Origin of the sequence: Streptomyces camponoticapitis (genome assembly GCF_014646115.1) — a bacterium.
GTDB lineage: Bacteria > Actinomycetota > Actinomycetes > Streptomycetales > Streptomycetaceae > Streptomyces > Streptomyces camponoticapitis.
Genome location: NZ_BMMV01000008.1, coordinates 191,587 through 216,554 on the forward strand (window position 1 = coordinate 191,587; position 24,968 = coordinate 216,554).

Below are 24,968 nucleotides of genomic sequence, written 5' to 3' on the forward strand. Positions count from 1 at the left end.
TTCCAGCCGAGTACTGGGACAGCGGGGCGGGCCGTTCCGCCCCCAGCGAAAAAGTGGTCACGCCGGTCGTCCGCGAGGGCCTCCTGAGGAGGGCGTTCGCCGGCCGGATGCGCGGCGGCATACGTACGGAGCGCGCGCTTCGCGCGACTACGACACGCGTGCGGCGTTTGTACGGGCATCCGCACGAGCACCCGTACGAGTCAGTAACCCCTGATGACGGCCGGCCGGCCGTCTCAGACCCCGGCCCCGCGTCCCGTCGCCCTCCGACAAGTGCGAAGATGGGTTCTCGGCAGGACAGGGCCCCCACCACAGGGCCGACGAAACAGCGGCCGAACACCAGCCGCCGCCCGGTCATCGACCGCGCCCGGCGCACATGCATGGAGGACGTGACGTGGCGAACGACGCCAGCACCGTTTTCGACCTAGTGATCCTCGGCGGCGGTAGCGGCGGTTACGCCGCGGCGCTGCGCGGAGCGCAGCTGGGCCTGGACGTCGCCCTGATCGAGAAGAACAAGCTGGGCGGCACCTGCCTGCACAACGGCTGCATCCCCACGAAGGCCCTGCTGCACGCGGGCGAGATCGCCGACCAGGCGCGCGAGTCCGAGCAGTTCGGTGTCAAGGCCACCTTCGAGGGCATCGACATCGCCGGGGTGCACAAGTACAAGGACGAGGTCGTCTCCGGCCTCTACAAGGGCCTTCAGGGCCTGGTCGCCTCCCGCAAGGTGACCTACATCGAGGGCGAGGGACGGCTCTCCTCCCCCACCTCCGTCGACGTCGAGGGCCGCCGCGTCGAGGGCCGTCATGTCCTCCTCGCCACCGGCTCCGTACCGAGGTCGCTGCCCGGCCTGGAGATCGACGGCGAGCGGATCATCTCCTCGGACCACGCGCTGAAGCTGGACCGCGTCCCGAAGACGGCGATCGTGCTGGGCGGCGGCGTCATCGGCGTCGAGTTCGCCTCGGCGTGGAAGTCCTTCGGCACGGACGTCACCGTCATCGAGGGCCTCAAGCACCTCGTACCGGTCGAGGACGAGAACAGCTCCAAGCTCCTGGAGCGCGCGTTCCGCAAGCGCGGCATCAAGTTCAACCTCGGCACCTTCTTCGACAAGGCCGAGTACACGCAGGACGGTGTGCGCGTCACGCTGGCCGACGGCAAGACCTTCGAGGCGGAGGTGCTGCTGGTCGCGATCGGCCGCGGCCCCGTGTCGCAGGGCCTCGGCTACGAGGAGCAGGGCGTCGCGATGGACCGCGGCTTCGTGCTCGTGGACGAGTACATGCGGACGAACGTGGAGACGATCTCGGCCGTCGGTGACCTCGTCCCGACGCTCCAGCTCGCGCACGTCGGCTTCGCCGAGGGCATCCTCGTGGCGGAGCGGCTGGCCGGGCTGAAGACCGTCCCCGTCGACTACGACGGCGTGCCCCGGGTGACGTACTGCCACCCCGAGGTCGCCTCCGTCGGTATCACCGAGGCCAAGGCCAAGGAGATCTACGGTGCGGACAAGGTCGTCGCCCTGAAGTACAACCTGGCGGGCAACGGCAAGAGCAAGATCCTGAAGACCGCGGGCGAGATCAAGCTCGTCCAGGTCAAGGACGGCGCCGTGGTCGGCGTCCACATGGTCGGTGACCGGATGGGCGAGCAGGTCGGCGAAGCGCAGCTGATCTACAACTGGGAGGCGCTGCCGGCCGAGGTCGCGCAGCTCATCCACGCGCACCCGACGCAGAACGAAGCCCTCGGCGAGGCCCACCTGGCCCTGGCCGGCAAGCCGCTCCACTCCCACGACTGATGCCTCGGTTGATGCCTCAGTCCGGGCGCGACGACCACTTCCGCACTTCCCCTCGCACGGCGCTCCGCGCCGGCTGGGGAGATCCCACCGTTAGGAGCAACTGAGACCATGGCGGTTTCCGTAACCCTGCCGGCGCTCGGCGAGAGCGTCACCGAGGGCACTGTCACCCGCTGGCTGAAGGCCGAGGGCGAGCGCGTGGAGGCCGACGAGCCGTTGCTCGAGGTCTCCACGGACAAGGTCGACACCGAGATCCCGGCGCCCGCCGCCGGGGTCCTGGCGTCCATCAAGGTCGCCGAGGACGAGACGGTCGAGGTCGGCGCCGAGCTGGCCGTGATCGACGACGGTTCCGGCGGCGAGGCCGCCCCCGAGGCGCCGCAGCAGGCCGAGGCTCCGGCCGAGCCCGCGCCGGCGCCCGCCCAGGAGGCCCCGGCGGCGGCCCCCGAGCCCGAGGCTCCGGCGCCCGAGCCGGCAGCCGAGGCTCCGGCCGGCGGCTCGGCCGAGGGCACGGACGTCACGCTCCCGGCGCTCGGTGAGAGCGTCACCGAGGGCACCGTCACCCGCTGGCTCAAGGAGGTCGGCGACGCGGTCGAGGCCGACGAGCCCCTTCTCGAGGTCTCCACGGACAAGGTCGACACCGAGATTCCCGCCCCGGTCGCCGGTGTGCTGCTGGAGATCGTGGTCGGCGAGGACGAGACCGCCGAGGTCGGCGCGAAGCTGGCCGTGATCGGCGCCGAGGGTGCCGTTCCGGCGGCCGCTCCCGCGCCGAAGCAGGAGGCTCCTGCCGCCGCTCCGGCGCCGGCTCCCGCACCCGCTGCTCCCGCCCCCGCGCCGAAGCAGGAGGCCCCCGCGCCCGCCCCCGCGCCGAAGCAGGAGGCCCCGGCGCCCGCGCCGGCCCCCGCCGCTCCGGTCGCGGCACCCGCGCCTGCCGCCGCTCCCGCCCCGTCGGCGCCCGCGGCACCTGCCGCCACGACCGCTCCTTCCGCCCCCGCCGCCGCTCCCGGCGACGACGGCGCGTACGTGACGCCGCTCGTGCGCAAGCTCGCCGCCGAGAACGGGGTCGACCTGGCCTCGGTCAAGGGCACCGGCGTCGGTGGCCGTATCCGCAAGCAGGACGTCGTCGCCGCCGCGGAGGCCGCCAAGGCCGCCGCCCAGGCTCCGGCGCCCACGGCCGCCCCTGCCCCCGCCGCGTCGAAGGCCCCCAAGCTGGAGGTCTCCCCGCTGCGTGGCCAGACGGTCAAGATGCCGCGCATGCGCAAGGTCATCGGCGAGAACATGATGAAGGCGCTGCACGGCCAGGCTCAGCTGACGTCGGTCGTCGAGGTCGACATCACCAAGCTGATGAAGCTGCGCGCGCAGGCCAAGGAGTCCTTCGCCGCCCGTGAGGGCGTCAAGCTCTCCCCGATGCCGTTCTTCGTCAAGGCCGCGGCCCAGGCGCTGAAGGCGTACCCGGTCGTCAACGCCCGTATCAACGAGGACGAAGGCACCATCACGTACTTCGACTCGGAGAACATCGGCATCGCCGTGGACTCCGAGAAGGGTCTGATGACGCCGGTCATCAAGGGCGCGGGCGACCTGAACCTCGCCGGCATCGCCAAGAAGACCGCCGAGCTGGCGGGCAAGGTCCGCGGCAGCAAGATCACGCCGGACGAGCTGTCCGGGGCGACCTTCACCATCAGCAACACCGGTTCGCGCGGCGCCCTGTTCGACACGATCATCGTGCCCCCGAACCAGGTCGCCATCCTGGGCATCGGTGCGACGGTCCGCCGTCCCGTGGTCATCAACCACCCGGACCTCGGCGAGACCATCGCGGTGCGCGACATGGTCCACGTCGTGCTCTCCTACGATCACCGTCTGGTGGACGGTGCGGACGCCGCCCGCTACCTGGTGGCGGTCAAGGCGATCCTGGAGGCGGGCGAGTTCGAGGTCGAGCTCGGCCTCTAGTCACCCGGCACACATCACGACGGCGCCCCCGCCCGGAGAGATCCGGCCGGGGGCGCCGTCGTCGGCCCCACACCCCGTGACCGATCAACGTGCGCCCCAGGAGGGGTAACCTCGGGCTCGGTCACCCGAAGGAGCACCGACATGATCCCGCCCGTCGTCCAGTCGCTGCGCGAGCAGATCCGCGAGCACATCGTGGAAGGCATCGTCAGCGGACGCTGGAAGCCGGGTGAGCGGATCGTGGAGCGGCGGATCGCGACCGAGCTGGCCGTCAGCCAGACGCCCGTACGCGAGGCGCTGCGCGAGCTGGAGTCGTTGCGGCTGATCGAGTCGGCGCCGAACAAGGGTGTGCGGGTACGGAATCTGACCGCCGCCGATCTTGAGGAGAGCTACCCGGTACGGGCCGGTCTGGAGCAGATCGCGGCCGAGCTGGCCGCCGAGCGGCTGGCGGAGGACACCACCGCCCTGGAGCCGCATGTGACGGCGCTGTACGAGGCCGACCGGCGGGCCGACGGGACAGCGCAGGTGCGCCACACCGTCGACTTCCACCGGGAACTGGTGCGTGCCGCGGGGAACAGCGTGCTGCTGCACACCTGGGAGGGGCTCGGGATCGAGGTCTTCACGGCGCTGTCGATCCGGTGGCTCGGCACCGTCCAGCAGTCGTACGCCGAGGAGCACCAGGAGCTGGTCGAGGCCTTCCACCGGCGCGATCCCCTCATCGGTGCACTGGTGAAGGACCACGTGCTCGGATGCGCGCCGCGCGCCTGAACCGGCGCCCGGTTCGTACCGCTTTACGGCGTCACCGCGTGCCCCACCTTGGGGCACTGAATGCCAATTTCTTCAGAACGTGAAATTTTGCTGTCAAGTCTTTGATCGATCATCGATCAGCGATTTACAGTCGACATCGGGCTGCACCCAGCCCATCGCCCTGTCCTGCCAGACACGGCTCCTCTCGACCCTTCTCCTGTCCGGAAGGCGGCGACCATGCCCGACCCCGTAGGCAAGCTTCCGAGCGAGCTCGACCAGCTCCCGGACCGCGACGCCGAGGAAACCGCCGAATGGGCGGCCTCTCTCGACGCCGTCACCGAGCATGCGGGCCCGCACCGTGCGGCGTACCTGATGCGGCGCACGCTCCAGCACGCCGAAAGCGCCGGGGTCCCGGTGCCCGCTCTGCTGGAGACGGACTACCTCAACACCATCCCGACCGCCGCCGAGCCCGCCTTCGACGGCGACGAGGCGATGGAGTCCCGGATCGCCGGCTGGAACCGCTGGAACGCGGCCGCCATGGTCACCCGCGGCTCGCGCCTCGGTGTCGGCGGGCACATAGCCACCTTCGCCTCCGCCGCCTGGCTCTACGAGACGGGCTTCAACCACTTCTTCCGCGGCAAGGAGGGGGACGGCTCCGGCGACCAGCTCTACATCCAGGGCCATGCCTCCCCCGGCATCTACGCCCGCGCGTTCCTCGACGGCCGCCTCACCGAGGAGCACCTCGACAACTTCCGCCAGGAGGCGGGCGGCAAGGGCCTCCCCTCCTACCCGCACCCCCGGCGGCTGCCCTGGCTGTGGGAGTTCCCCACCGTCTCGATGGGCCTCGGCCCGCTCTCCGCGATCTACCAGGCGCGCTTCAACCGCTACCTGACGAACCGCGGGATCAAGGACACCTCCGCCTCCCACGTGTGGGCGTTCCTCGGCGACGGCGAGATGGACGAGCCCGAGTCGACGGCGGCACTCGCGCTGGCGGCCCGTGAAGGGCTCGACAACCTCACCTTCGTCATCAACTGCAACCTCCAGCGCCTCGACGGCCCCGTCCGCGCGAACTTCAAGATCGTGCAGGAGCTGGAGTCCCAGTTCCGCGGCGCGGGCTGGAACGTCGTCAAGTCGCTGTGGGGCTCCGCCTGGGACGAGCTGTTCGCGCTCGACACCACGGGCGCCCTCGTACGGAGGCTGCGCGCCGTACCGGACGCGCAGTTCCAGACGTACGCGACCCGCGACGTGGCGTACATCCGTGAGCACTTCTTCGGCGCCGAGCCCGCGCTCGTCGAGATGGCGAAGCTGCTGACCGACGCGAAGATCGACGAGTGCTTCCACTCCTCGCGCGGCGGCCACGAGGCCCGCAAGGTGTACGCGGCCTACCGCGCGGCGCTCGCCCACAAGGGCGCGCCGACCGTGGTCCTCGCGCAGACGGTGAAGGGCTACACGCTCGGCACCGGCTTCGAGTCGCGCAACGCCAACCACCAGATGAAGAAGCTCTCCGGCGAGCAGTTCCGCACCATGCGGGACCTGCTGGAACTTCCCATCCCCGACTCGAAGCTGAACGAAGACCTGGTGCCGTACGGCCACCCCGGCGCCGACTCCCCCGAGGTCCGGTATCTGCAGGAGCGGCGTGCCGAGCTCGGCGGGCCCGCCCCGGCCCGCCGAGTGCACGCCGTCGCCCTGCCCGAGCCGTCCGAGAAGGCGTTCCAGACCGTCTACAAGGGCTCCGGCAAGCAGTCGGTCGCCACGACCATGGCGTTCGTCCGGCTGGTGAAGGACCTGATGCGGGACAAGGAGACCGGCAGGCGCTGGGTCCCGATCGTCCCGGACGAGGCGCGCACCTTCGGTATGGAGGCGCTGTTCCCGTCGGCGGGCATCTACTCGCCGCTGGGCCAGACGTACGACCCGGTCGACCGCGACCAGATCATGTACTACAAGGAGGCCAAGGACGGCCAGATCCTCAACGAGGGGATCACCGAGGCCGGTTCGATGGCCGACTTCATCGCCGCCGCCACGTCGTACGCGACGCACGGCGAGACGATGATCCCGTTCTACATCTTCTACTCGATGTTCGGCTGGCAGCGCACGGGCGACCAGATGTGGCAGCTCGCCGACCAGCTCGGCAAGGGCTTCGTCGTCGGCGCGACCGCCGGCCGTACAACCCTGACGGGCGAGGGCCTCCAGCACGCGGACGGCCACTCGCACCTGCTCGCGGCGACGAACCCGGCCTCGCTCAACTACGACCCGGCGTTCGCGTACGAGATCGCGGTCATCGTCAAGGACGGTCTGCGGCGGATGTACGGCCCGGCCCCCGAGGACGTCTTCTACTACCTGACCGTCTACAACGAGCCGATGCCGCAGCCCGCCATGCCCGAGGGCGTGGAGGAGGGCATCCTCAAGGGCCTGTACCGCTTCAAGGAGGGCGTGCCCGCCAAGGCGGACTCGCCGCGCCTCCAGCTCCTCTCCTCCGGCACGGCCATCCACTGGGCTCTTGAGGCCCAGCGGATGCTCGCGGACGAGTGGGGGGTCACGGCCGACGTCTGGTCGGCGACGTCCTGGGGCGAGCTGCGCCGGGACGCGCTGGAGTGCGACGAGGCGCTGCTGCGCGGCGAGCAGCGCACGCCGTACGTGACGCGCGCCCTGGACGGGGCGCCGGGCCCGGTGCTGGCCGTCAGCGACTGGATGCGCCAGGTGCCGGACCAGATCAGCCAGTGGGTCGAGCAGGACTACTCCTCGCTCGGTACGGACGGCTTCGGCCTCTCCGACACCCGTGAGGCGGCCCGCAGGCACTTCGGTGTCGACGCCGAATCGATCACGGTCGCGGCGCTGGCGCAGCTCGCGCGGCGCGGAGAGGTGCCCGCGTCGGCGGTCAAGGAGGCGCGGGAGCGCTACGGCCTCTGAACTGATCGATGAGACACGTCCTCTGTGAGAAAGCGGCTTCGGTGGGCCCCACGGGCCGGCCGGGGCCGCTTCCTCATGAGGTCACGTCCACGACATGCTTGACCCTGACACCGTGTGAAGCAGTGCAGTAGGGGACGTCATGTTCACCATCGGAGACTTCGCCAGATACGGCCGCGTGTCGGCCCGCATGCTGCGTCACTACGACGCGATCGGGCTGCTGCGTCCTGCCCGGACCGACCCGTACAGCGGCTACCGCCACTACACGGCGGCCCAGCTCGCCCAGCTCAACCGGATCATCGCCCTGAAGGATCTCGGCTTCACGCTCCAGCAGGTGCGGGAGATCCTGGAGGACCGGGTGAACTCCGACGAGCTGCGCGGGATGCTGACGCTGCGGCGGGCCGAGCTGGAGGCCGCGATGGCCGCGGCGGCGGCCACGCTGGTCCAGGTCGAGGCGAGGCTCCGGTCGATCGAGAGTGAGGGGCGTATGCCCACCGAAGACGTCGTCGTCAAGAGCATTCCGTCGGTACGGGTGGCCGAACTGTCCGCCGTGGCCGCCACCTACGAACCCCAGGACATCGGCCCGGTGATCGTGCCTCTGTACGAGGAGCTGTTCCGGCGCCTGGAGGCGGCCGGCGTGGCTCCCACCGGGCCCGGTGTCGCCCGCTACGAGGACGCCCCCGAGGGGAACGGCGCTGTCGTCGTCCACGCGGGAGTGGTGGTCGCCGCCGACCCGGCGCCAGGCCATGACTTCGAGATCGTGGACCTGCCTCCCATCGAGCGGGCCGCGACGATCGTGCACCGGGGTTCGATGGACACGATCATGCCGACGGCCCAGATCCTGGCCCGCTGGATGGACACGGGCGGCCACCGCTCGGCGGGCTACGCGCGCGAGATCAACCTCGAATGCCCGGCGGACAAGGACAAATGGGTGACGGAGCTCCAGGAGCCCCTCGCCTAGGGGCTGTCGTGTGGATCAGGCCGGATCAGGGAGCGCCCGCCGCGGCAGCGGCTGATGTCTCGTTGGTGCGTGCGATCGCAAGGCGGAGGAGGGAGGCATGGCGGAGCCATGCCGACCGACGACAACGCGGCGAGCGCGCGTGCCGGACCCCGCGAGCCCGGCAAGATCCACAGGACAGCCCCCAGGGGCTGTCCGGTCCCGGGCGGCGTGCGTGGACAATGGGTCCATGCGCGCTGCCCGGCTGATCAAGATGGTGCTGCTCCTCCAGGCGCGGCCATCCATGACCGGGGCCGAGCTGGCACGCGAGCTGGAGGTGTCCGAGCGGACCGTCACACGCGACGCCCTGGCCCTTTCCGAGGCCGGAGTGCCGGTCTACGCGGACCGGGGGCGTTCGGGCGGCTACCGGCTCGTGGGCGGCTACCGTACGCGCCTCACGGGCCTGGCACGGGGCGAGGCGGAGGCCCTGTTCCTCTCGGGGCTGCCGAACGCGCTCCGTGAGATGGGCCTGGAGGACGCCGCGTCCGCCGCCCGCCTGAAGGTGTCGGCGGCGCTGCTCCCCTCCCTGCGGGGGGCGTCGGACTCGGCGGCGCAGCGTTTCCACCTCGACGCGCCCGGCTGGTACAAGGAGCCCCGGACGCCTCGGTGGCTGCCCGCCGTCGCCGAGGCCGTCTGGGACGACCGCACCGTCGTCGCCCGCTACCGGCGCCAGGACGCCGAGGTGGAGCGGGAGTTGGCACCGTACGGACTCGTGCTCAAGGCGGGCGTCTGGTACCTCTGCGCCCGCGTCGACACGTCCTTGCGGGTCTACCGGATCGACCGCTTCACGGACGTCACGCTCTCGGACGAACGCTTCGAGCGGGACGAGTCCTTCGACCTGCCCGCCTTCTGGGACGAGCGGGCCGCGCAGTTCGCCCGCTCGATCCTCCGTACGGAGGTGGTCCTCCGGCTCTCCCCCGACGGCCTGCGCCGGCTGCCGTACATGACCGACCGCGCCTCGGCCCAGGAGGCCGCCGACGCGGCCGGCCCCCCGGACGAGAACGGCTGGACGACGCTCACGCTGCCGGTCGAGTCGGCCGACGTGGCGTTCGCCCAGCTCTTCGGCTTCGGGCCGGAGTTGGAGGTGCTGGAGCCGGCGGAGCTGCGTGCCCGCTTCGCCGACCTGGCCGATCGGACCGCGCGCCTCTACCGGTAGCCGTCCATCGGGATCTCCGTGCCGGGAGCCGCCGCCTCCGCCGCCATGTAGGCCCACACGTCCGGCCGGCTGCCGTCCACGTCCGTGACGCCGTACTCCTTCGCCAGAAGCCCGCTGGAGAGCGCCTGCCCGGCCCAGCGCTCCCGCTCCGGGTCGGCGACCAGCGCCGCGACTCCCCGCCCCAGATACACCGGCGTCTCCGAGAGCGCGAAGTGCCGCTCGATCTTGATTCCGTCCCGCCAGTTCTTCTCGGTGATGCCGAAGCCGTCCAGCATCTCCTCGGAGCGCAGGAACCCGGGCGTGACGGCGACCGCCGTACCGCCCACCTGCTTCAGCTCCTCGGCCAGCAGATAGGCCATCCGGATCGGGGCGTTCTTGGCGAGGTCGTAGTAGAAGTTCTCGCGCGGCTTCCGGTTCGACTCGGCTGTGCCGTCGGTGACCTCGACGACCAGGCCGCCCGGCCGCCGTACGAGCAGCGGGAGCGCGAGCGCGCTGGTGATCAGATGGGTCTTCACCCCGAGGTCGAGCATCCGCAGCCCGCGCTCCAGGTCGAGCTCCCACACGGGGGTGTGGAAGTCGAGGAGCCTGTTCCCGCCCCACACGTCGTTGACCAGCACATCCAGCCGGCCCTGTTCCCGGTCGATTCGCTCCACCAGGGCCCGCACCCGCTCCGCCTCCAGATGGTCGGTCGGTACGGCGATGCCCTCGCCGCCCGCGCGGGTGACCAGTTCGGCGGTCTCCTCGATGGTCTCCGTCGGCCGCCCCACCTCGCTGACCCGCTCGCGCGTGGTGCGCCCCGTCACATACACGGTCGCCCCGGCGGCGCCGAGCTCCACGGCGATCGCGCGGCCCGCGCCCCGGGTTGCTCCGGCCACCAGCGCGATCTTGCCTGTCAGTGGCTTGTCGCAGTTGTCGGTCATCAGGCGGTCTCCCTCTCCGTCGTCTCTCCCTGTGACCGTTCCACGGAAAGGAGACATCTTCTGTCCGGCTTCCGCGGGCCGACTCCGTTCGGCCGCCCGGCGCGGATCTCGCCCGCTTTCCGCGCTCCGCGTGCGCCGCCCTCCGCCAAGCACGATGCTGTATCCGTGACCGACGAGACGGAGTTCTGGGAGATCATCGACGCCACGCGCGATGCCGCCGGCGGAGACCCCGACGAGCACGCCGATCTCCTCGTGGAGCGGCTGCTTCAGCTCGACCCCGACTCGGTCCTGGACTTCGCACGGCACTTCGAGACGCGCTACAACCGCGCGTACCGGTGGGACCTGTGGGCCGCCGCCGCGATTCTGCTCGGCGGGGCGAGCGACGACGCCTTCGACTACTTCCGCTGCTGGCTCATCGGCCAGGGCCGGGAGGTCTTCGAGGGCGGGGTGCATGATCCGGACAGCCTCGCGGACCTGCTCGGCGAGTTCGACGAGGAGATCGACGGCGACGGCGAGGAACTGGGCTACGCGGCCGACGAGGCGTACGAGCAGCTCACCGGCGCCGTCGCGCCCGAACTGGGCATCGGCCGACAGGCCCCGGAGCCCGACGGCACACCGATCGACTTCGAGGACTCACAGGCGCTCGCCGACCGGCTTCCCCGCCTCTGGGAGCGGTTCGGTGTCGACTGACGCCCCCGCGTCAGACGTCCAGCGAACGGCCCATGAGCACATCGTCGACGTACCGCCTGTCCAGGAAGAACTCCCCCGGCAGCACGCCCTCCACCACGAAGCCCTCCGACTCGTAGAGCGCACGCGCCGGCTTGTTGTGCCCGAGCACCCGCAGCGTCATCCGCACCGCGCCCTCGCCGCGCGCCCTCTCCATCGCCGCGCGCAGCAGCCGCCGCGCCACCCCTTGGCCGCGCGCCCACTCGTACACGGCGAGCCCCTGGATCTGCCGGACGTGCGCGTTGCAGGCGAGCGGGGTGGGCGGCACCAGCCGGAGGTAGCCGGCGGTCCGGCCGTCGATCTCCGCCATCAGATAGTCCCGGGGCCGGTGACGCGCGTCGAAGAACGGCTCGAACGGCGGCTCCTGCCTGGGCGTCACCGCGTGCAGAGACGACCACGTGTCGTGGTCGAGGCGGCTCAGGGCGTCGTCGTCCGACGGCAGAGCGGCACGTATGAGTGGTTCCGGCATACCGGCAACTGTCCCATGTGGGCCCGTACCGGCAGGATGGTTTTCATGAGGATCGCGATCACCGGCTCCACCGGGCTCATCGGCACTGCGCTCACGCGCTCCCTGCGATCCGACGGGCACGAGGTGGTCCGTCTGGTCCGGCATCCGTCCCGCGCGGGCGACGAGGTCGAGTGGGACCCCGCGCGCCAGTACGTGGACGTGAGCGGGCTGTACGGCTGCGAGGCCGTCGTCCATCTCGCGGGCGCGGGGGTCGGAGACCACCGGTGGACCGAGGCGTACAAGCAGAAGATCAGGGACAGCCGGGTCCTCGGTACGGCGGCGATCGCCGAGGCGGTGGCGTCCCTCGGCACCGCGCCCAAGGTCCTGCTGTGCGGTTCCGCCATCGGCTACTACGGCGACACGGGCGACCGCCCGGTGGACGAGTCGGCGCCGCCCGGCGAGGGCTTCCTGCCCTCCGTATGCGTCGAGTGGGAGGGGGCGGCGGCCCCGGCGTCGGAGGCGGGCGTACGGACGGTGTTCGGCCGCACGGGGCTCGTCGTGTCCCGCGAAGGGGGCGCGTGGGGGCGGCTGTTCCCCATCTTCCGGGCGGGGCTGGGCGGCCGGCTGGGTGACGGGCGGCAGTACTGGAGCTTCATCTCCCTGCACGACCATGTGGCGGCGCTGCGGCATCTGATCGACACGGAGTCCCTGTCGGGCCCGGTGAACCTCACGGCCCCGGAACCGGTGACGAACCGCGAGGTCACGGCGGCGATGGGCCGCGTGCTGCGGCGCCCGACGGTCTTCGCGGTCCCGGCGGTGGCGCTGCGGACGGCGCTGGGCGGGTTCGCGGAGGACGTGCTGGGCAGCCAACGGGTCCTGCCGGGGCGGCTGCTGGAGTCGGGATTCACGTTCGCGTTCCCAAAGATCGACGAATCGATCGCGGCGGCGGTACGCGTGTAGCGCGGGGTCGCCTCCGGCGCGGTTGGTGGTGCGGGCCGGTGTCCGGGTGCCGCTCCGGGGTCATGCCCGGACGGCGTGATTTACGTCGCGTGCAGGGCTCGTTGGATCCGGGGGAACCAGCATTCCCACGCGACACAAATCAGCCCAAGTGTCCGGACACGACCCCTGCGCGTCCCCCTTCCATCCCGCGGACCGGTACGGGGTTGTACGGATCCCCCACCGGCGTGAGGGGGGCGGGGTCGCAGGAGGGGTGTGTTCGGACACTCAGGCTGATTTGTGGCGCGTGAACAAGAACGCCCCGTCGGGTCCAACGAACGGTGCACGCGCCGTAAATCACGCCGTCCGGACATACCCCTCCGGAGGCCCCGAACCCCGCCCCCGGCAACGAGACAGCAACCAAGACCCCCAACCGCGCCGGAGGCGACCCCCGTGTGCGCCCCGCACGCACCGATGCCCCCGCCACTGCGCGACTGCGAACGGCCGGTTCCCTTCCTAGTCTCGACCCGCACTCGGGTATTCCCTGAGTGGGGCGGGGCACCAGCCCCCGGACCGAACAGCCGCGCCGACCTCGGGGAGGGGCACGTGCTCACCACTGAACATCACGCGGACGTCGTCATCATTGGCGCCGGAATCGCAGGACTGTCCGCAGCTCATCAGCTCACCCGCGCCGGCGTAACAGTCACCGTCCTGGAGGCCGCCCCTTACATCGGCGGCAGGATGGCCACCGACCACCTCGACGGCTTCCGGCTCGACCGCATCGGCCAGTTGCTGAACACCTCGTATCCGGAACTGCTCCGCACACCCGCGCTGACGAACACCCCGCTACGGGTCTTCTCGCCGGGCGTGGTCGTCCACAGCGAGGGACGGCACCACCGCGCGGGCGTCACCGTCAGCACGGGGAGCGCGCGGGGCGCACTCACCGCCGCACGCGCCCTGGCAAGCGCCCCACGCGCCAAGGCCGCACGGACCCGCGTCCCGGGCGGTGTCAGGGCCACCCGGCTCAACTCCCGCCCCCCGCTGGGCAACGCTCTCGACCAGGCCCGCCTCCACGCGGCCTTCGGCCGCCTCGCGACGACGCCGGTGAACCGTCTGCTGGCCCGCCCCGAACGCCCCGCCCTGGCCGCGCTGTCCGCGCGCGGACTGCCCGCGCGGACGGTCGACGGCTTCGTACGCCCCCTGCTGTCCGCGCTGCTCTGCGACCCGGACCTCACCACCTCCAGCCGCTGCGCCGACCTGGCCCTGCGGAGCTTCTCCCGGGGCCGGCTGTGCGTCCCCGAGGGCGGCTCCTCCGCCCTGCCGGAGCTGCTGGCGGCCACGCTGCCGCCCGGCACGGTGCGGACGGGTGTGTGCGTGACGGACGCGTCGATCAGCTCCGTCGGTACGAAGGAGCACGGCGAGATCTCCTGCCGCTCCCTGCTCGTCGCGACGGGCGCCCGCGCCGCCGCCGAGCTGCTGCCGGGGCTGCGTGTACCGGACTTCCACCCCGTGACGGTCCTTCACCACACGGCCCCCACGCCGCCGATGACGGAACCGGCACTGCTCCTGGACGGCGACCGGCGTGGCGGCCCCGTCGCCCACACGACGGTCATGAGCGCGGTCGACCCGTCGCGCGCGCCGGCCGGCCGGTCGCTGATCTCCTCCACGGTGCTCGGGCTCCGTACGCCGCCTCCCGGGGCGGAGCTCGACGCCACTGTCCGCGCGCATCTCGCGACGCTGTACGGCACGTCCACCGCCGACTGGGAGCTGCTGGCCGTCCAGCACGACCCGGAGGCGGTCCCCGCCATGCCGGCGCCGCATGATCTCCGCCGTCAGGTGCGGCTGCTGTCGGGGCTGTACGTGTGCGGGGACCACCGTGACACCAGCACCGTCCAGGGCGCGCTCTCGTCGGGCCGCAGGGCCGCGTACGCGATCCTGGACGACCTGGGCGTCCGGCCCGGCGACGGGCCCGTCCAGCTCCCCACGGCGGCGTAGCCGGAATCCGGCGCCACGGCCCGGCGCGGCCACGGCTCCGGGAACGGCGCCCCGCTCAGCCGAACGCCGCGATCCGGTCACGGTAGTTGCGTACCGCGGCCGCTTCCCGGTACGGCTCCAGCCGCCGTTCGAAGTCCCGTACGTAGTCCACCGCGCGCGCGGACCGGATCTCCGTCGCCTGCTGCGCCGCCTCCGCTCCCAGGGCGCACGCCTGGTCCAGCTCGCCGAGCCCGAGGCGGCCGCAGGCCAGCACCACCCGGCAGAAGAGCCGGCTGCGCGCGAACGCGGGCGACCGTAGCTGGAGTGAGCGCTCGGCGTGCTGGACGGAGGCGCGGTACTGCTGGAGATCCCGGTAGCAGTGCCCGAACTCGTCGGCGAGCTGCCCTTCGTCGAAGGTGCTCGCCCAGTGCGGCACCTCGTCGCCGGGCCGCGCCGACTCCAGGGCGCGCTCGGCCCGCGCGAGCGAGGCGGTGCAGGCCCGCGCCTCGGTGAGCACGGCGTGCCCGCGCGCCTCCACGGAGTGCAGCAGCGCCTGCACCACGGGCGGCGCGGACGAACCGACGCCCTGCTGGGCGACGCGGGCGAGCTGGACCGCCTCCCGGCCGTGTCCGAGGTAGACGGCCTGGCGGCTCATGGTGATCAGGACGAACGAGCCGTACGCCCGGTCGCCCGCCGCCTGGGACAGCCGCAGCGCCTGTACGAAGTAGCGCTGGGCGAGTCCGTGCGCGGCGATGTCGTACGAGGTCCAGCCGGCCAGCCTGGTCAGGTCGGCCGCGGCGGCGAACAGCCGTCGCCCGGTGGACTCGCCGTACACGCCGCGCAGCATCGGCTCGCACTCGTGCTCCAGATACCGGACGAGGGCCTGGCGGGCGTGGCCGCCGCCGTACGCCTGGTCCAGGGTGCGGAACAGCTCGCCGACGGACCGGAGGGCGGCGACGTCGCCGCTGCCCACCCGCTGCCCGGCGACGCGGTCCGTCTGCCGGGCCGGCAGGACTCCGGGGGCGGCCTGACGCGGCACGGTGGAGCGGCCCTGGAGGGGCACTCGGGTGCCCTTGCCGTCCCCCGGGCGGCCCGTGCCCCCGCCGCCGCCTCCGTAGGAGGGCGACGTCCCGTACGAGGGCGCGCCCGCGCCCCCGGCCGCCGCCAGTTGGTGGCCGGGCACCTGACCCGGTCCGGCGGCCTCCGGCGCGCCCGACCCGTCGTGTCCGACCCGCTCGTCCGCGCGGCCGATCAGCCAGTCGCGGCTCGGGACGACGAGCCCCGCCGCGGTGAACGCGATCTTCCGCAGCTCCGCGTGGCTGCCCGAGTCCTTGCGCCAGAGTCCGCTGACGATGTCGACGGCCTCCTCGGGCGTCGCCGCGAACTCGAGCCCCGCGTACACGGGCGCGCAGGCGTCCAGCCCCAGGTCCTGCGCGGAGAGGCGCCGGCCGAGGCGGCGCGTGAAGACCTCGGCGATCAGTGCGGGCGTGGTGCCGCGTGGCTGCTGGCCGCGCAGCCACCGCGTCACGGATGTCTTGTCGTACCGCAGATCGAGGCCGTGTTCCAGCCCGAGCTGGTCCACCCGGCGGGCGAGACCCGCGTTGGAGAAACCGGCTTCTGCGATGAGCGCGGCGAGCTGGCGGTTGGGGATGCGCTGCGGAGGTCGTTCCGACATCAGCTGTACGGTCTCCTGCCTTCCGGGCCCCGGGAGCAGCCCTCATGGAACGGCGCGAATTTAGCGGTCGGAGCTGCCCGCACCGTCACCTTCGTCCCACATTCATCCGATCGTGTGAGGATTGCGGGCTTAGCTGACGTACCGCACCCACCGGTCCTGTACGGCCTCCTGGCCCCCGCGGGCCTGCCGGACCACTCCGCGGAACGCGGCCGTACAGTGGCTGAGGCGCGATATGTGCACGTGCCCGGTTGTCGCGGGGACACCCCCGGATCACACCCCCCGGATACCGGGCGCAGACGAAGGAGGCAATGCCGTGAGTGAGCTGCGGTTCGTCCATCTGGGCTTCGGCGGCGACGCCGTCGAGTACCTGGAGGCGTGGGAGAAGCAGCGCGAGGTCCACGCGGCGCGCTACGCGGACGAGATCCCCGACACCTGTCTGCTGCTCGAACATCCGCCCGTCTACACGGCGGGGCGGCGTACCGAGGACAGTGAACGCCCGCTGGACGGCACTCCTGTCGTGGACGTAGACCGCGGCGGCAAGATCACCTGGCACGGCCCCGGGCAGCTCGTCGGCTATCCGATCCTGAAGCTGCCGCGCCCCGTGGACGTGGTGGCGCACGTACGCCGCCTGGAGGAGGCGCTGATCCGTACGGCGACCGACTTCGGCGTGCGGACGACGCGCGTCGAGGGCCGCAGCGGCGTATGGGTGCTCGGCGATCCGGTGGAGGAGCGCCGGGCCCTGGGCGGTCTGTCGCTGGACTTCGATCCCCGGATGACCGACGGGGAGTTCGACCCCCGGCTGAACGGGCCGGAGTACGCCCCCTCCAACGCGGGCCAGCGCCGCGAGGACCGCAAGCTCGCCCAGATCGGCATCCGGGTCGCGAAGGGCGTCACGATGCACGGCTTCTCGATGAACGTGAACCCGGACAACACCTGGTTCGACAAGATCGTGCCGTGCGGCATCCGGGACGCGGGCGTGACCTCGCTCTCGTACGAACTGGGCCACGACCTCACCGTCGCCGAGGTGCTTCCCGTGGTCGAACACCACCTGCGGAACGTGCTGGAGCAGGCGGAGCCGAAGCCGCGCGACATCGAGGCGGAGGCGGCTCTCAGGACCGGCGCCAAGTCCCCGGCCGAGGCCAAGTCCACGACGGCCGCCGACCCGGTCGGGCAGCCGGCACGCGCCTGACCCGCCACCGCCGGGACCGCCACCGCCCGGCACCTCCCTGGGGGAATGCCCCTCGCCGACCCCGGGTTGCCCCTACGCCAGTCAACGCCGTACGACGCCAGCCAACGCCATGCGACGCCATGGCCCCGCAGTACCAAGCAATCAACGGGCGTACTCTGGTGTTCGCCGAAGATTCGAATGCCGCGCCAGCAGAGAGAGGTGCCGGACGTGTCCGCTGTCGCACCCGACGGACGCAAGATGCTGCGCCTGGAGGTCCGGAACAGCCAGACCCCCATCGAGCGCAAGCCCGAGTGGATCAAGACCCGGGCGAAGATGGGGCCCGAGTACACCAAGATGCAGCAGCTCGTGAAGAGCGAGGGCCTGCACACCGTGTGCCAGGAGGCCGGTTGTCCCAACATCTACGAGTGCTGGGAGGACCGCGAGGCGACCTTCCTCATCGGCGGCGACCAGTGCACGCGGCGCTGTGACTTCTGCCAGATCGACACCGGCAAGCCCCAGGCGCTGGACCGCGACGAGCCCCGCCGGGTCGGCGAGTCCGTCGTCACGATGGACCTGAACTACGCCACGATCACCGGCGTCGCACGCGACGACCTGGAGGACGGCGGCGCGTGGCTGTACGCGGAGACCGTGCGCCAGATCCACGGGCAGACCGCGGAGCGCCCGGCCGGCCGTACGAAGGTCGAACTCCTCATCCCCGACTTCAACGCCGAGCCCGAGCAGCTGGCCGAGGTCTTCTCCTCGCGCCCCGAGGTGCTCGCGCACAACGTCGAGACGGTCCCGCGGATCTTCAAGCGGATCCGTCCCGGATTCCGCTACGAGCGCTCCCTCGACGTCATCACCCGGGCCCGCGAGGCCGGTCTGATCACCAAGTCCAATCTGATCCTCGGCATGGGCGAGACCCGCGAAGAGGTCAGCGACGCGCTGCGCGACCTGCACGACGCGGGCTGCGAGCTGATCACGATCACCCAGTATCTGCGGCCCTCCGCGCGTCACCACCCCGTCGAACGCTGGGTGAAGCCGCACGAGTTCGTGGAGCTGAAGGACGAGGCCGACGCGATCGGCTACTCCGGTGTGATGTCGGGACCGCTGGTCCGGTCCTCCTACCGCGCCGGACGGCTCTTCCAGCAGGCGACGGAGCGCCGCGGCGCGGACTCTGTCCGCCAGGCGGTGTGAATCCGGCGCCTTCCGCCGAGCGCTTGCGCGCGCCCGCTGTGTGAATCCGAGCACAAGCGGCTACTTAACAGTAACGGCCGCACCGCCGCGGCCCGTACTCTCCCCGCAGGTAAGGGGTCGGATACGGGCCGCGGCGCCGTTCGGAGGTACGGCTTCGGACATTCACGGCCGTTTGACCGCTTGGTCACGCACTGGTAACACCAAGAGGTAATCCTCTTTATTACGCACCGCGCCATTCCGGTTCGCACTCCGTACCCCGCCCCCGGGGCCGAACCCGCACCCCGCATCGCCACCCGCACTCGCACTCGCACTCGTTCCAAGGGGGAACAGCCACCATGCAGGCCGCGCCGGTACGACCCGTCACCGAGGTGATGGCGGCAGCCAGCCGCCCCAACGCCCTGCCCTCCGTCTCCAACGCCCTGCGCGCCGTGGAGTCGCTCCTCATGAGCGGCGGCCAGCGCACAGCCCGCAGGAATGCCTGGACGGCCGTCCTCGAAGACCGCCGCAGGGCCAAGGACCGGGTCGAGGCGCAGCACGTACTGGAGGCCGTGTCGGGCCGCACTTCCCGAGCCACGTAAACTTCGGTTCATGGCGAGGAAGGAAAACGCAGACACTGCGGCGGAAACTGGGCGACTGAAGCAGATCGCCCTTACCTACAAGATGACCCGACGGGTCGACAAGAAGGTCGGCCTCGTCGTCGCGGGCGTGGGCATCGTCACCTTCGGCGTCCTCCTCGCGATCGGCTTTCTGGTCGGTCACCCCATTTACCTGGGCATCCTGGGCTTCATTCTGGCCTTCCTCGCGATGGCGATCGTCTTCGGACGCCGCGCCGAGCGTGCTGCCTTCGGGCAGATGGAGGGCCAGCCGGGAGCGGCGGCGGCCGTGCTGGAGAACGTGGGCCGCGGCTGGTCCACCACCCCCGCTGTCGCGATGAACCGCAGCCAGGACGTGATCCACCGCGCGGTCGGCAAGGCCGGCATCGTCCTGGTGGCCGAGGGCAACCCGAACCGGTTGAAGAGCCTGCTGGCGGCCGAGAAGAAGAAGATGGCACGCATCGTCATCGATGTGCCGGTGCACGACATCATCGTCGGCGACGGCGAGGGCCAGGTGCCGCTGAAGAAGGTCCGCACGACGATGCTCAAGCTGCCTCGGGTGCTCTCCGGCCCGCAGGTGACGGCGGCCAACGACCGACTGCGGGCGATGGGCGACCTGATGAGCAACATGCCGCTCCCGAAGGGCCCGATGCCGAAGGGCATGAGGATGCCGCGGGGCGGAAAGATGCGCTGACCGGAGATCTCCGGTCTTCGGACACATGGAGGGCGGCGAAGGAACGTGAGTTCCTTCGCCGCCCTCTCCTATGACTCCGGTGTCTCCACGACTCCCGCCGTGACTCCTGCGCCGGATCCGGCGCGTCAGATCCTGCGCGTCAGATCCTGACCTGGACGGCGCGGCCGAGCCGGTCGTGCAGGCCGCGCCCGTCGCGGTCCCAGATGAGGGCGGGCAGGGCGAGGCAGAGAAGCGCGCTGCGGACCAGGGCCCACCCGAAGCCGAGCCGCCCGCGGCCCTCGGAGATGACCCGGAGCCCGAAGAGTCGCTTCCCGGGGGTGCAGCCGACGGTCCCGACGGTGACGATGTTCAGGACGAGGAGAACGCCGAGCGCGTAGTTGGAGGCGGTCTGGGCGTCGCGGGCGAAGAGCCCGTACGCGATCAGCATGCACAGCGCCCAGTCGAGGAAGAGCGCGCCGAAACGCCGCCCGACGGGGGCGGCGGAACCGGGGCCCTCCTTCGGCAGACCGAGGCGCTCGCCCCGGTACCCGAAGTCCGTGCCCATCTCCTCGGCCGTCGCGCGCGGCCCGGAGAGCCACGATCCGATTGCTTGCCTGTTGTCCACCCGACCACGGTACTGCGCGACCGTCCGCACACCGGGCCCCGGGGGTACGGGACGGGGACACGGGGTACAGGGGAGACAAGAGGTGCGGGGGCGAATCGCCCCGTCGCGTGGCGCAGACCGTATGGCGGTTTCAGGCCGCCGTGGCCCGTCTGTGGAACGCGGCACACCCGGGCCGGTTAACTTCGGCGAAACAAATGGGTCATGCTTGAGAAATCCCGCATACCTATGGTCGGGTCCTGCGTGTGCCACCGCACTGGCCGCACGACCAGTAGCGATAAACCCCCGCCCCTCCCCGGGGACGGGAGGAGGAGGAGCTGGATGTTCCAGAACGCCGACGACGCCAGGAAGTTCATCGCGGACGAGGACGTGAAGTTCGTAGACGTCCGGTTCTGCGACCTGCCTGGCGTGATGCAGCACTTCACGATCCCGGCGAAGGCGTTCGACCCGGATGACGAGCTGGCCTTCGACGGCTCGTCGATCCGCGGTTTCCAGGCGATCCACGAGTCGGACATGGCGCTTCGCGCGGACCTGTCGACCGCTCGCGTGGATCCCTTCCGTCGCGACAAGACGGTGAACATCAACTTCTTCATCCACGACCCGATCACCGGTGAGCAGTACAGCCGCGACCCGCGCAACATCGCCAAGAAGGCCGAGACGTACCTCGCCTCCACCGGCATCGCGGACACCGCGTACTTCGGCCCCGAGGCCGAGTTCTACGTCTTCGACAGCGTGCGCTTCAACACGACGTCGAACGAGAGCTTCTACCACGTGGACTCCGAGGCCGGCGCCTGGAACACGGGCTCGACCGAGGACAACCGCGGATACAAGGTCCGTTACAAGGGCGGCTACTTCCCGACCCCGCCGGTCGACCACTTCGCCGACCTGCGCGCGGAGATCTCCCTGGCACTGGACGGCGTCGGCATCGAGGTCGAGCGCCAGCACCACGAGGTCGGCACCGCCGGTCAGGCCGAGATCAATTACAAGTTCAACACGCTGCTGGCCGCGGCCGACGACCTGATGCTCTTCAAGTACATCGTGAAGAACGTCGCCTGGCGCAACAACAAGACCGCGACCTTCATGCCCAAGCCGATCTTCGGCGACAACGGCTCCGGCATGCACGTCCACCAGTCCCTGTGGGCCGGCGGCGACCCGCTCTTCTACGACGAGCAGGGTTACGCGGGCCTGTCGGACACCGCCCGTTACTACATCGGCGGTATCCTCCGGCACGCCCCGTCGCTGCTGGCGTTCACGAACCCGACGGTGAACTCGTACCACCGCCTGGTCCCAGGCTTCGAGGCCCCGGTCAACCTGGTCTACTCGCAGCGCAACCGCTCGGCCGCGATGCGCATCCCGATCACGGGCTCCAACCCGAAGGCCAAGCGCGTCGAATTCCGCGCCCCGGACCCGTCGTCCAACCCGTACCTGGCCTTCTCGGCCCTGCTCCTCGCGGGCCTCGACGGCATCAAGAACAAGATCGAGCCGGCGGAGCCGATCGACAAGGACCTCTACGAACTGGCTCCGGAGGAGCACGCGGACGTGGCCCAGGTCCCCACCTCCCTCCCGGCGGTCCTCGACGCCCTGGAGGCGGACAACGAGTACCTCCAGGCGGGCGGCGTGTTCACGTCGGACCTGATCGAGACGTGGATCGACTACAAGCGCACGAACGAAATCGCCCCGATCCAACTCCGCCCGCACCCGCACGAGTTCGAGCTGTACTTCGACATCTAGGAGGGCCGCAGGTCAGAGCGGGTTTCCGCTCGCCTGGGCCGTCTGTGGGCCGTCGGCCGTGTTCCTCAGTCACCGAGGAGCACGGCCGGCGGCCCTCGTCGTTTTGCAGTTGGCGCGCCTCCTCGGCCAGGCTGATGTCGAGACAAGGAGAGGAATTTGCCTAGGTTTATGTCAAAAACCCGCCCACTCTCACCGGATGGACGCAGCTTCGATCATCGCCTTGGTCGGCCTAGGCATACTCGTGCGGAGTCGTACCCGACCGTCCGGACGGCGCTTTGGTAGGCCCGCCGTCCGGGCCCCGCGCTTGGCGAAACCCTTCATGTGGTGTGCCGCTAAGGTCGCGGCATGGGCGGGAAGTTGAGGTTGGGCAGGGGGGCGCTGGTCTGCCCGTGGTGCATGCGGCCGGTAGCACCACGCGGGTGGTGGCTGCCCCGGCGGTTCTGCACTCGGTGGCACCAGGTCAAATTCCGCACGACGTCGCTGTTCGCCCGTGTGCTGGACGGCCTCTAGCCCCCCAGTTCTTCTGGCGGGTAGGCGCAGGGCACGCACATGCCTGGCGACGGTGGGATGCAGTACACGGCGTCGGTACGGCAGTTGGGACAGGTACGGCGCGCCAGTACCGCCTTGGCGAGCCTAGCGGCCAGGCCCGGCGTCATCGGCCGGACGGGCTTGGCGTGGTCGATGCGGTACAGGTGGGCGACCGCTACTCCGGTGTGCGGCGACCGGCTGCGCGCCGGGCGCAGACCGCGCGCCCGTAGCTGACGGCGTGTGGCGTATCCGGCCGTGGCGTACTTCCAGGGGAAGGTAGAAACCAGCGGGTTCGCAGAATCTGAAAGCCACCGGATCCGGAACACGCTGGCGGTGGATGGGCAACACCCGTGGAGGCAAGCGGGTTCGCCCGGCTCAGGTGGTGTCAGTGCTCTGTGAAAGCCTCGCCGGGATGAGTTACGACTTGGCCGTATGGGAAGGCCCACGTCCAGCGGACGACAAGACCGCTGGACGAGTCTTCAATACGACCGCCTCATAGAGACGGACTGACGAGCCTCCGACCGAGCGCATCAGGGAATACGTTGCTGGACTCCTTGAGCGCTGGTGCGACCTCACCGAAGACGACGACGACACCTCGCCGTGTCAACTGGTCCATTGATCGGCGAGGCCCGTGGCTCACTGATCTACTTTCCGATGCGCTGGAGCATGGCGGAGGAGGCGTCCGGCTTCGCGGCCGACCTTGCGCGGTCCATGGGCCTGGTCTGCTTCGATCCTCAGCTGAACAAGCTCAGGCCTTAACGATCCCGGTCAGTTCGCCACTAGCTGACTGGGGCGGCGGTCTCCCGCGCTTCGTCCAGGAACCAGGCCTGTCGCAGTTGGGTGAAGTTGATGCCTATGCGGTCGCGGAGCGTTGAGAAGTTGGAGATCCCTACGGCTGGACGATCGACGACCCGCCGCGCCTGCCGTGCCGGCGTAGTGCGCCGGCCGATCGGCGGTCGCCTTCAGCAAAGCCACCCGGCGACTGCCCTGACTGGCTGCTCTGTACGATCACCGAATGCTGGGCGCTGGTCCGCCTGTCCTGTGCGGAGATCAGCAAGTGGTGCCCTGTCCGGATAGTTGAGGGAGTTGGCGGGTGTCCGCTTTGGACTTCTACGCTCACGTCGCCGTTTGCGGTGAGGTCCTGGGAGTCGGCCTCGGTGCCGACCCGGAAGCCTGGGAAGCCGCCCTGGAGGCGACATGCCTCGATGTTCCCGGTGATGGCCTACTGCGGCGGGACTACGGACTCGTGGAAATCAACTTCTCGCCGGACCAGCCAGGGAGGCAAGGGCAGATGTCGTGCTTCGGCTTCGGCGTGAAGATCCAACGACTGCTGTACGACCAGTCCCCGAGCACCGTGCCGTCCCCGCTCTCGCGGGAATACGGGGAATTCGCACCCAGAGTCCCCTTCAAGGAACTGCAGACCGCCATCCTGGTCCTGGGCCACACCATCGAACTCGACAAGCACAACACGTCGAGTGACATGGACTACTACCGCGTATCCGCGTCCGCCGCCCGCATCCACGTCGTCGCTGCCCCTGACCCGTACGGGTCAGGCGACCCTGATCCAAACGGACATCAGAGGGGCGACGTCTGGTCCATCGACGTGTGGTGACCAGCCTGCGGCCTACCAGCACCATCCGCGATATCTCTTCGCTACGAGGAGCTCCGGGCAACGATCACCTGCGCGGCGGGCAACGACCTGGAGAGCGCGCGTCACCGCCGATCAACCACACTCAAGCCCCCAGTGCCGAATCCAACCGGCTAGCCCGCAGGCGAATGTGGATTCGGCATGCCGTCATCGCTCATGTGCGCCCGCCGCCAGATTCCCTCCCAGTTGAACGGGGTCTCTGGGACGAACCGGTGCCACTGCCCACACGGACATGGCGCCAGCACCCACGCACACCCACGGCACAGCTCCACCGAGCCGTGCCCGGTCGAGTTCGACACCGGCGGTCTCTCGTCCCCGCAGGCGGGGCAGCCGGGGAGATCGGCGCCGTCAAGAATCGCGTTCTGTCGCCGGACGTACTCAGGCAGCCGTAGCGACGGATGGCGGAACGGGTCTTCGTACCAGGCGCGGTTCGGGCCCTCCCACTGGTGCTCCGGGATCCGACTCGCCAGCTGTCGGTCGGCCACCTCAAGGGCCTCCCGCAGTCCGGGCTTGGCTCCCGCCCCTCAAAGCGCCGACATCGCGGCGGAGTAGGCGGTGGTGATGTCGCTCCTGCCGGGCGAGCCGCTGCGGGACGGCTCTCGTGTGCGGG

Annotated in this window: 20 protein-coding genes; 15 read left to right on the forward strand and 5 right to left on the reverse strand. The window is 70.5% G+C overall.

The window, feature by feature from the left end:
- Nucleotides 1-391: 391 nt before the first annotated feature.
- From lpdA to IEY79_RS15200, 6 genes are all read left to right on the forward strand, one after another.
- Entirely contained in the window at nucleotides 392-1,780 is a 1,389-nt protein-coding gene (lpdA, locus tag IEY79_RS15175) for a dihydrolipoyl dehydrogenase (RefSeq protein ID WP_189107979.1), read from the forward strand.
- 108 nt (nucleotides 1,781-1,888) lie between these two features.
- A complete protein-coding gene (gene sucB, locus IEY79_RS15180) occupies nucleotides 1,889-3,721 on the forward strand; it encodes a 2-oxoglutarate dehydrogenase, E2 component, dihydrolipoamide succinyltransferase (RefSeq protein ID WP_189107980.1) in 1,833 nt (610 codons plus the stop codon).
- 141 nt (nucleotides 3,722-3,862) lie between these two features.
- Nucleotides 3,863-4,486 carry a GntR family transcriptional regulator gene (locus IEY79_RS15185; protein WP_189107981.1) on the forward strand — a complete coding sequence of 208 codons (624 nt, stop codon included), beginning with the start codon at nucleotides 3,863-3,865 and terminating at the stop codon, nucleotides 4,484-4,486.
- Nucleotides 4,487-4,702: 216 nt separating this feature from the next.
- Entirely contained in the window at nucleotides 4,703-7,372 is a 2,670-nt protein-coding gene (gene aceE, locus IEY79_RS15190; RefSeq protein WP_189107982.1) for a pyruvate dehydrogenase (acetyl-transferring), homodimeric type, read from the forward strand.
- Nucleotides 7,373-7,511: 139 nt separating this feature from the next.
- Complete coding sequence (locus IEY79_RS15195; protein ID WP_189107983.1) at nucleotides 7,512-8,330, forward strand: MerR family transcriptional regulator; 819 nt, start codon at nucleotides 7,512-7,514, stop codon at nucleotides 8,328-8,330.
- A 226-nt stretch (nucleotides 8,331-8,556) separates the two neighbouring features.
- Nucleotides 8,557-9,522 (forward strand): helix-turn-helix transcriptional regulator, encoded by a 966-nt coding sequence (locus IEY79_RS15200; protein ID WP_189107984.1) that lies wholly within the window; start codon nucleotides 8,557-8,559, stop codon nucleotides 9,520-9,522.
- Here the strand turns inward: IEY79_RS15200 and IEY79_RS15205 are convergent.
- Nucleotides 9,513-10,442 carry an SDR family oxidoreductase gene (locus tag IEY79_RS15205; RefSeq protein WP_189107985.1) on the reverse strand — a complete coding sequence of 310 codons (930 nt, stop codon included), beginning with the start codon at nucleotides 10,440-10,442 and terminating at the stop codon, nucleotides 9,513-9,515. The genes IEY79_RS15200 and IEY79_RS15205 overlap by 10 nt on opposite strands.
- A 165-nt stretch (nucleotides 10,443-10,607) precedes the next feature.
- On the opposite strand from IEY79_RS15205, the gene IEY79_RS15210 reads away from it, so the two are divergent.
- Nucleotides 10,608-11,132: a DUF4240 domain-containing protein gene (locus IEY79_RS15210; RefSeq protein WP_189107986.1), complete on the forward strand. Its 525-nt coding sequence runs from the start codon at nucleotides 10,608-10,610 to the stop codon at nucleotides 11,130-11,132.
- A 10-nt stretch (nucleotides 11,133-11,142) separates the two neighbouring features.
- Here the strand turns inward: IEY79_RS15210 and IEY79_RS15215 are convergent, their stop codons facing one another.
- Nucleotides 11,143-11,637, reverse strand: coding sequence for a GNAT family N-acetyltransferase (locus IEY79_RS15215; RefSeq protein WP_189107987.1), 495 nt, complete (start codon nucleotides 11,635-11,637; stop codon nucleotides 11,143-11,145).
- A gap of 36 nt (nucleotides 11,638-11,673) precedes the next feature.
- On the opposite strand from IEY79_RS15215, the gene IEY79_RS15220 reads away from it, so the two are divergent.
- Together IEY79_RS15220 and IEY79_RS15225 are read left to right on the forward strand one after the other, a co-directional pair.
- Nucleotides 11,674-12,576, forward strand: a complete 903-nt coding sequence (locus tag IEY79_RS15220) for a TIGR01777 family oxidoreductase (RefSeq protein ID WP_189107988.1) — start codon at nucleotides 11,674-11,676, stop codon at nucleotides 12,574-12,576.
- Nucleotides 12,577-13,158: 582 nt separating this feature from the next.
- Nucleotides 13,159-14,547 carry an NAD(P)/FAD-dependent oxidoreductase gene (locus IEY79_RS15225; RefSeq protein WP_189107989.1) on the forward strand — a complete coding sequence of 463 codons (1,389 nt, stop codon included), beginning with the start codon at nucleotides 13,159-13,161 and terminating at the stop codon, nucleotides 14,545-14,547.
- 55 nt (nucleotides 14,548-14,602) lie between these two features.
- Here IEY79_RS15225 and IEY79_RS15230 read toward each other — a convergent pair whose 3' ends face one another.
- Nucleotides 14,603-16,201 carry an NsdA family TPR-like regulatory protein gene (locus IEY79_RS15230; protein ID WP_189107990.1) on the reverse strand — a complete coding sequence of 533 codons (1,599 nt, stop codon included), beginning with the start codon at nucleotides 16,199-16,201 and terminating at the stop codon, nucleotides 14,603-14,605.
- A 313-nt stretch (nucleotides 16,202-16,514) separates the two neighbouring features.
- On the opposite strand from IEY79_RS15230, the gene lipB reads away from it, so the two are divergent.
- The 4 genes from lipB (at nucleotide 16,515) to IEY79_RS15250 (ending at nucleotide 19,850) form a co-directional block, all read left to right on the forward strand.
- Nucleotides 16,515-17,390, forward strand: coding sequence for a lipoyl(octanoyl) transferase LipB (gene lipB, locus IEY79_RS15235; protein WP_189107991.1), 876 nt, complete (start codon nucleotides 16,515-16,517; stop codon nucleotides 17,388-17,390).
- Nucleotides 17,391-17,597: 207 nt separating this feature from the next.
- Nucleotides 17,598-18,563: a lipoyl synthase gene (lipA, locus tag IEY79_RS15240; RefSeq protein WP_189107992.1), complete on the forward strand. Its 966-nt coding sequence runs from the start codon at nucleotides 17,598-17,600 to the stop codon at nucleotides 18,561-18,563.
- A 335-nt stretch (nucleotides 18,564-18,898) separates the two neighbouring features.
- On the forward strand, nucleotides 18,899-19,141 hold the full coding sequence (locus IEY79_RS15245) for an SCO2195 family GlnR-regulated protein (RefSeq protein WP_444544900.1): 243 nt from the start codon (nucleotides 18,899-18,901) through the stop codon (nucleotides 19,139-19,141).
- A 10-nt stretch (nucleotides 19,142-19,151) separates the two neighbouring features.
- Nucleotides 19,152-19,850, forward strand: coding sequence for a DUF4191 domain-containing protein (locus IEY79_RS15250; RefSeq protein WP_189107993.1), 699 nt, complete (start codon nucleotides 19,152-19,154; stop codon nucleotides 19,848-19,850).
- A 139-nt stretch (nucleotides 19,851-19,989) separates the two neighbouring features.
- On the opposite strand, the gene IEY79_RS15255 is transcribed toward IEY79_RS15250, so the two are convergent.
- Nucleotides 19,990-20,454, reverse strand: a complete 465-nt coding sequence (locus tag IEY79_RS15255; RefSeq protein WP_189107994.1) for an RDD family protein — start codon at nucleotides 20,452-20,454, stop codon at nucleotides 19,990-19,992.
- Nucleotides 20,455-20,772: 318 nt separating this feature from the next.
- On the opposite strand from IEY79_RS15255, the gene glnA reads away from it, so the two are divergent.
- Nucleotides 20,773-22,182, forward strand: coding sequence for a type I glutamate--ammonia ligase (gene glnA, locus IEY79_RS15260; protein ID WP_189107995.1), 1,410 nt, complete (start codon nucleotides 20,773-20,775; stop codon nucleotides 22,180-22,182).
- Between the two features lie 506 nt (nucleotides 22,183-22,688).
- Here glnA and IEY79_RS37365 read toward each other — a convergent pair.
- Nucleotides 22,689-23,036: an RRQRL motif-containing zinc-binding protein gene (locus IEY79_RS37365; protein WP_229700878.1), complete on the reverse strand. Its 348-nt coding sequence runs from the start codon at nucleotides 23,034-23,036 to the stop codon at nucleotides 22,689-22,691.
- Between the two features lie 767 nt (nucleotides 23,037-23,803).
- Between IEY79_RS37365 and IEY79_RS15265 the strand changes: the two genes are divergently transcribed.
- Nucleotides 23,804-24,322, forward strand: a complete 519-nt coding sequence (locus IEY79_RS15265; RefSeq protein ID WP_189107996.1) for a hypothetical protein — start codon at nucleotides 23,804-23,806, stop codon at nucleotides 24,320-24,322.
- The last annotated feature ends 646 nt before the right edge of the window (nucleotides 24,323-24,968 follow it).

Coding starts and splice junctions, on each gene's coding strand:
- sucB (WP_189107980.1), top strand. CDS start 1,889: ATGGCGGTTTCCGTAACCCTGCCGGCGCTCGGCGAGAGCGTCACCGAG.
- IEY79_RS15185 (WP_189107981.1), top strand. CDS start 3,863: ATGATCCCGCCCGTCGTCCAGTCGCTGCGCGAGCAGATCCGCGAGCAC.
- aceE (WP_189107982.1), top strand. CDS start 4,703: ATGCCCGACCCCGTAGGCAAGCTTCCGAGCGAGCTCGACCAGCTCCCG.
- IEY79_RS15195 (WP_189107983.1), top strand. CDS start 7,512: ATGTTCACCATCGGAGACTTCGCCAGATACGGCCGCGTGTCGGCCCGC.
- IEY79_RS15200 (WP_189107984.1), top strand. CDS start 8,557: ATGCGCGCTGCCCGGCTGATCAAGATGGTGCTGCTCCTCCAGGCGCGG.
- IEY79_RS15205 (WP_189107985.1), bottom strand. CDS start 10,442: ATGACCGACAACTGCGACAAGCCACTGACAGGCAAGATCGCGCTGGTG.
- IEY79_RS15215 (WP_189107987.1), bottom strand. CDS start 11,637: ATGCCGGAACCACTCATACGTGCCGCTCTGCCGTCGGACGACGACGCC.
- IEY79_RS15220 (WP_189107988.1), top strand. CDS start 11,674: ATGGTTTTCATGAGGATCGCGATCACCGGCTCCACCGGGCTCATCGGC.
- IEY79_RS15230 (WP_189107990.1), bottom strand. CDS start 16,201: ATGTCGGAACGACCTCCGCAGCGCATCCCCAACCGCCAGCTCGCCGCG.
- IEY79_RS15245 (WP_444544900.1), top strand. CDS start 18,899: ATGCAGGCCGCGCCGGTACGACCCGTCACCGAGGTGATGGCGGCAGCC.
- IEY79_RS15250 (WP_189107993.1), top strand. CDS start 19,152: ATGGCGAGGAAGGAAAACGCAGACACTGCGGCGGAAACTGGGCGACTG.
- glnA (WP_189107995.1), top strand. CDS start 20,773: ATGTTCCAGAACGCCGACGACGCCAGGAAGTTCATCGCGGACGAGGAC.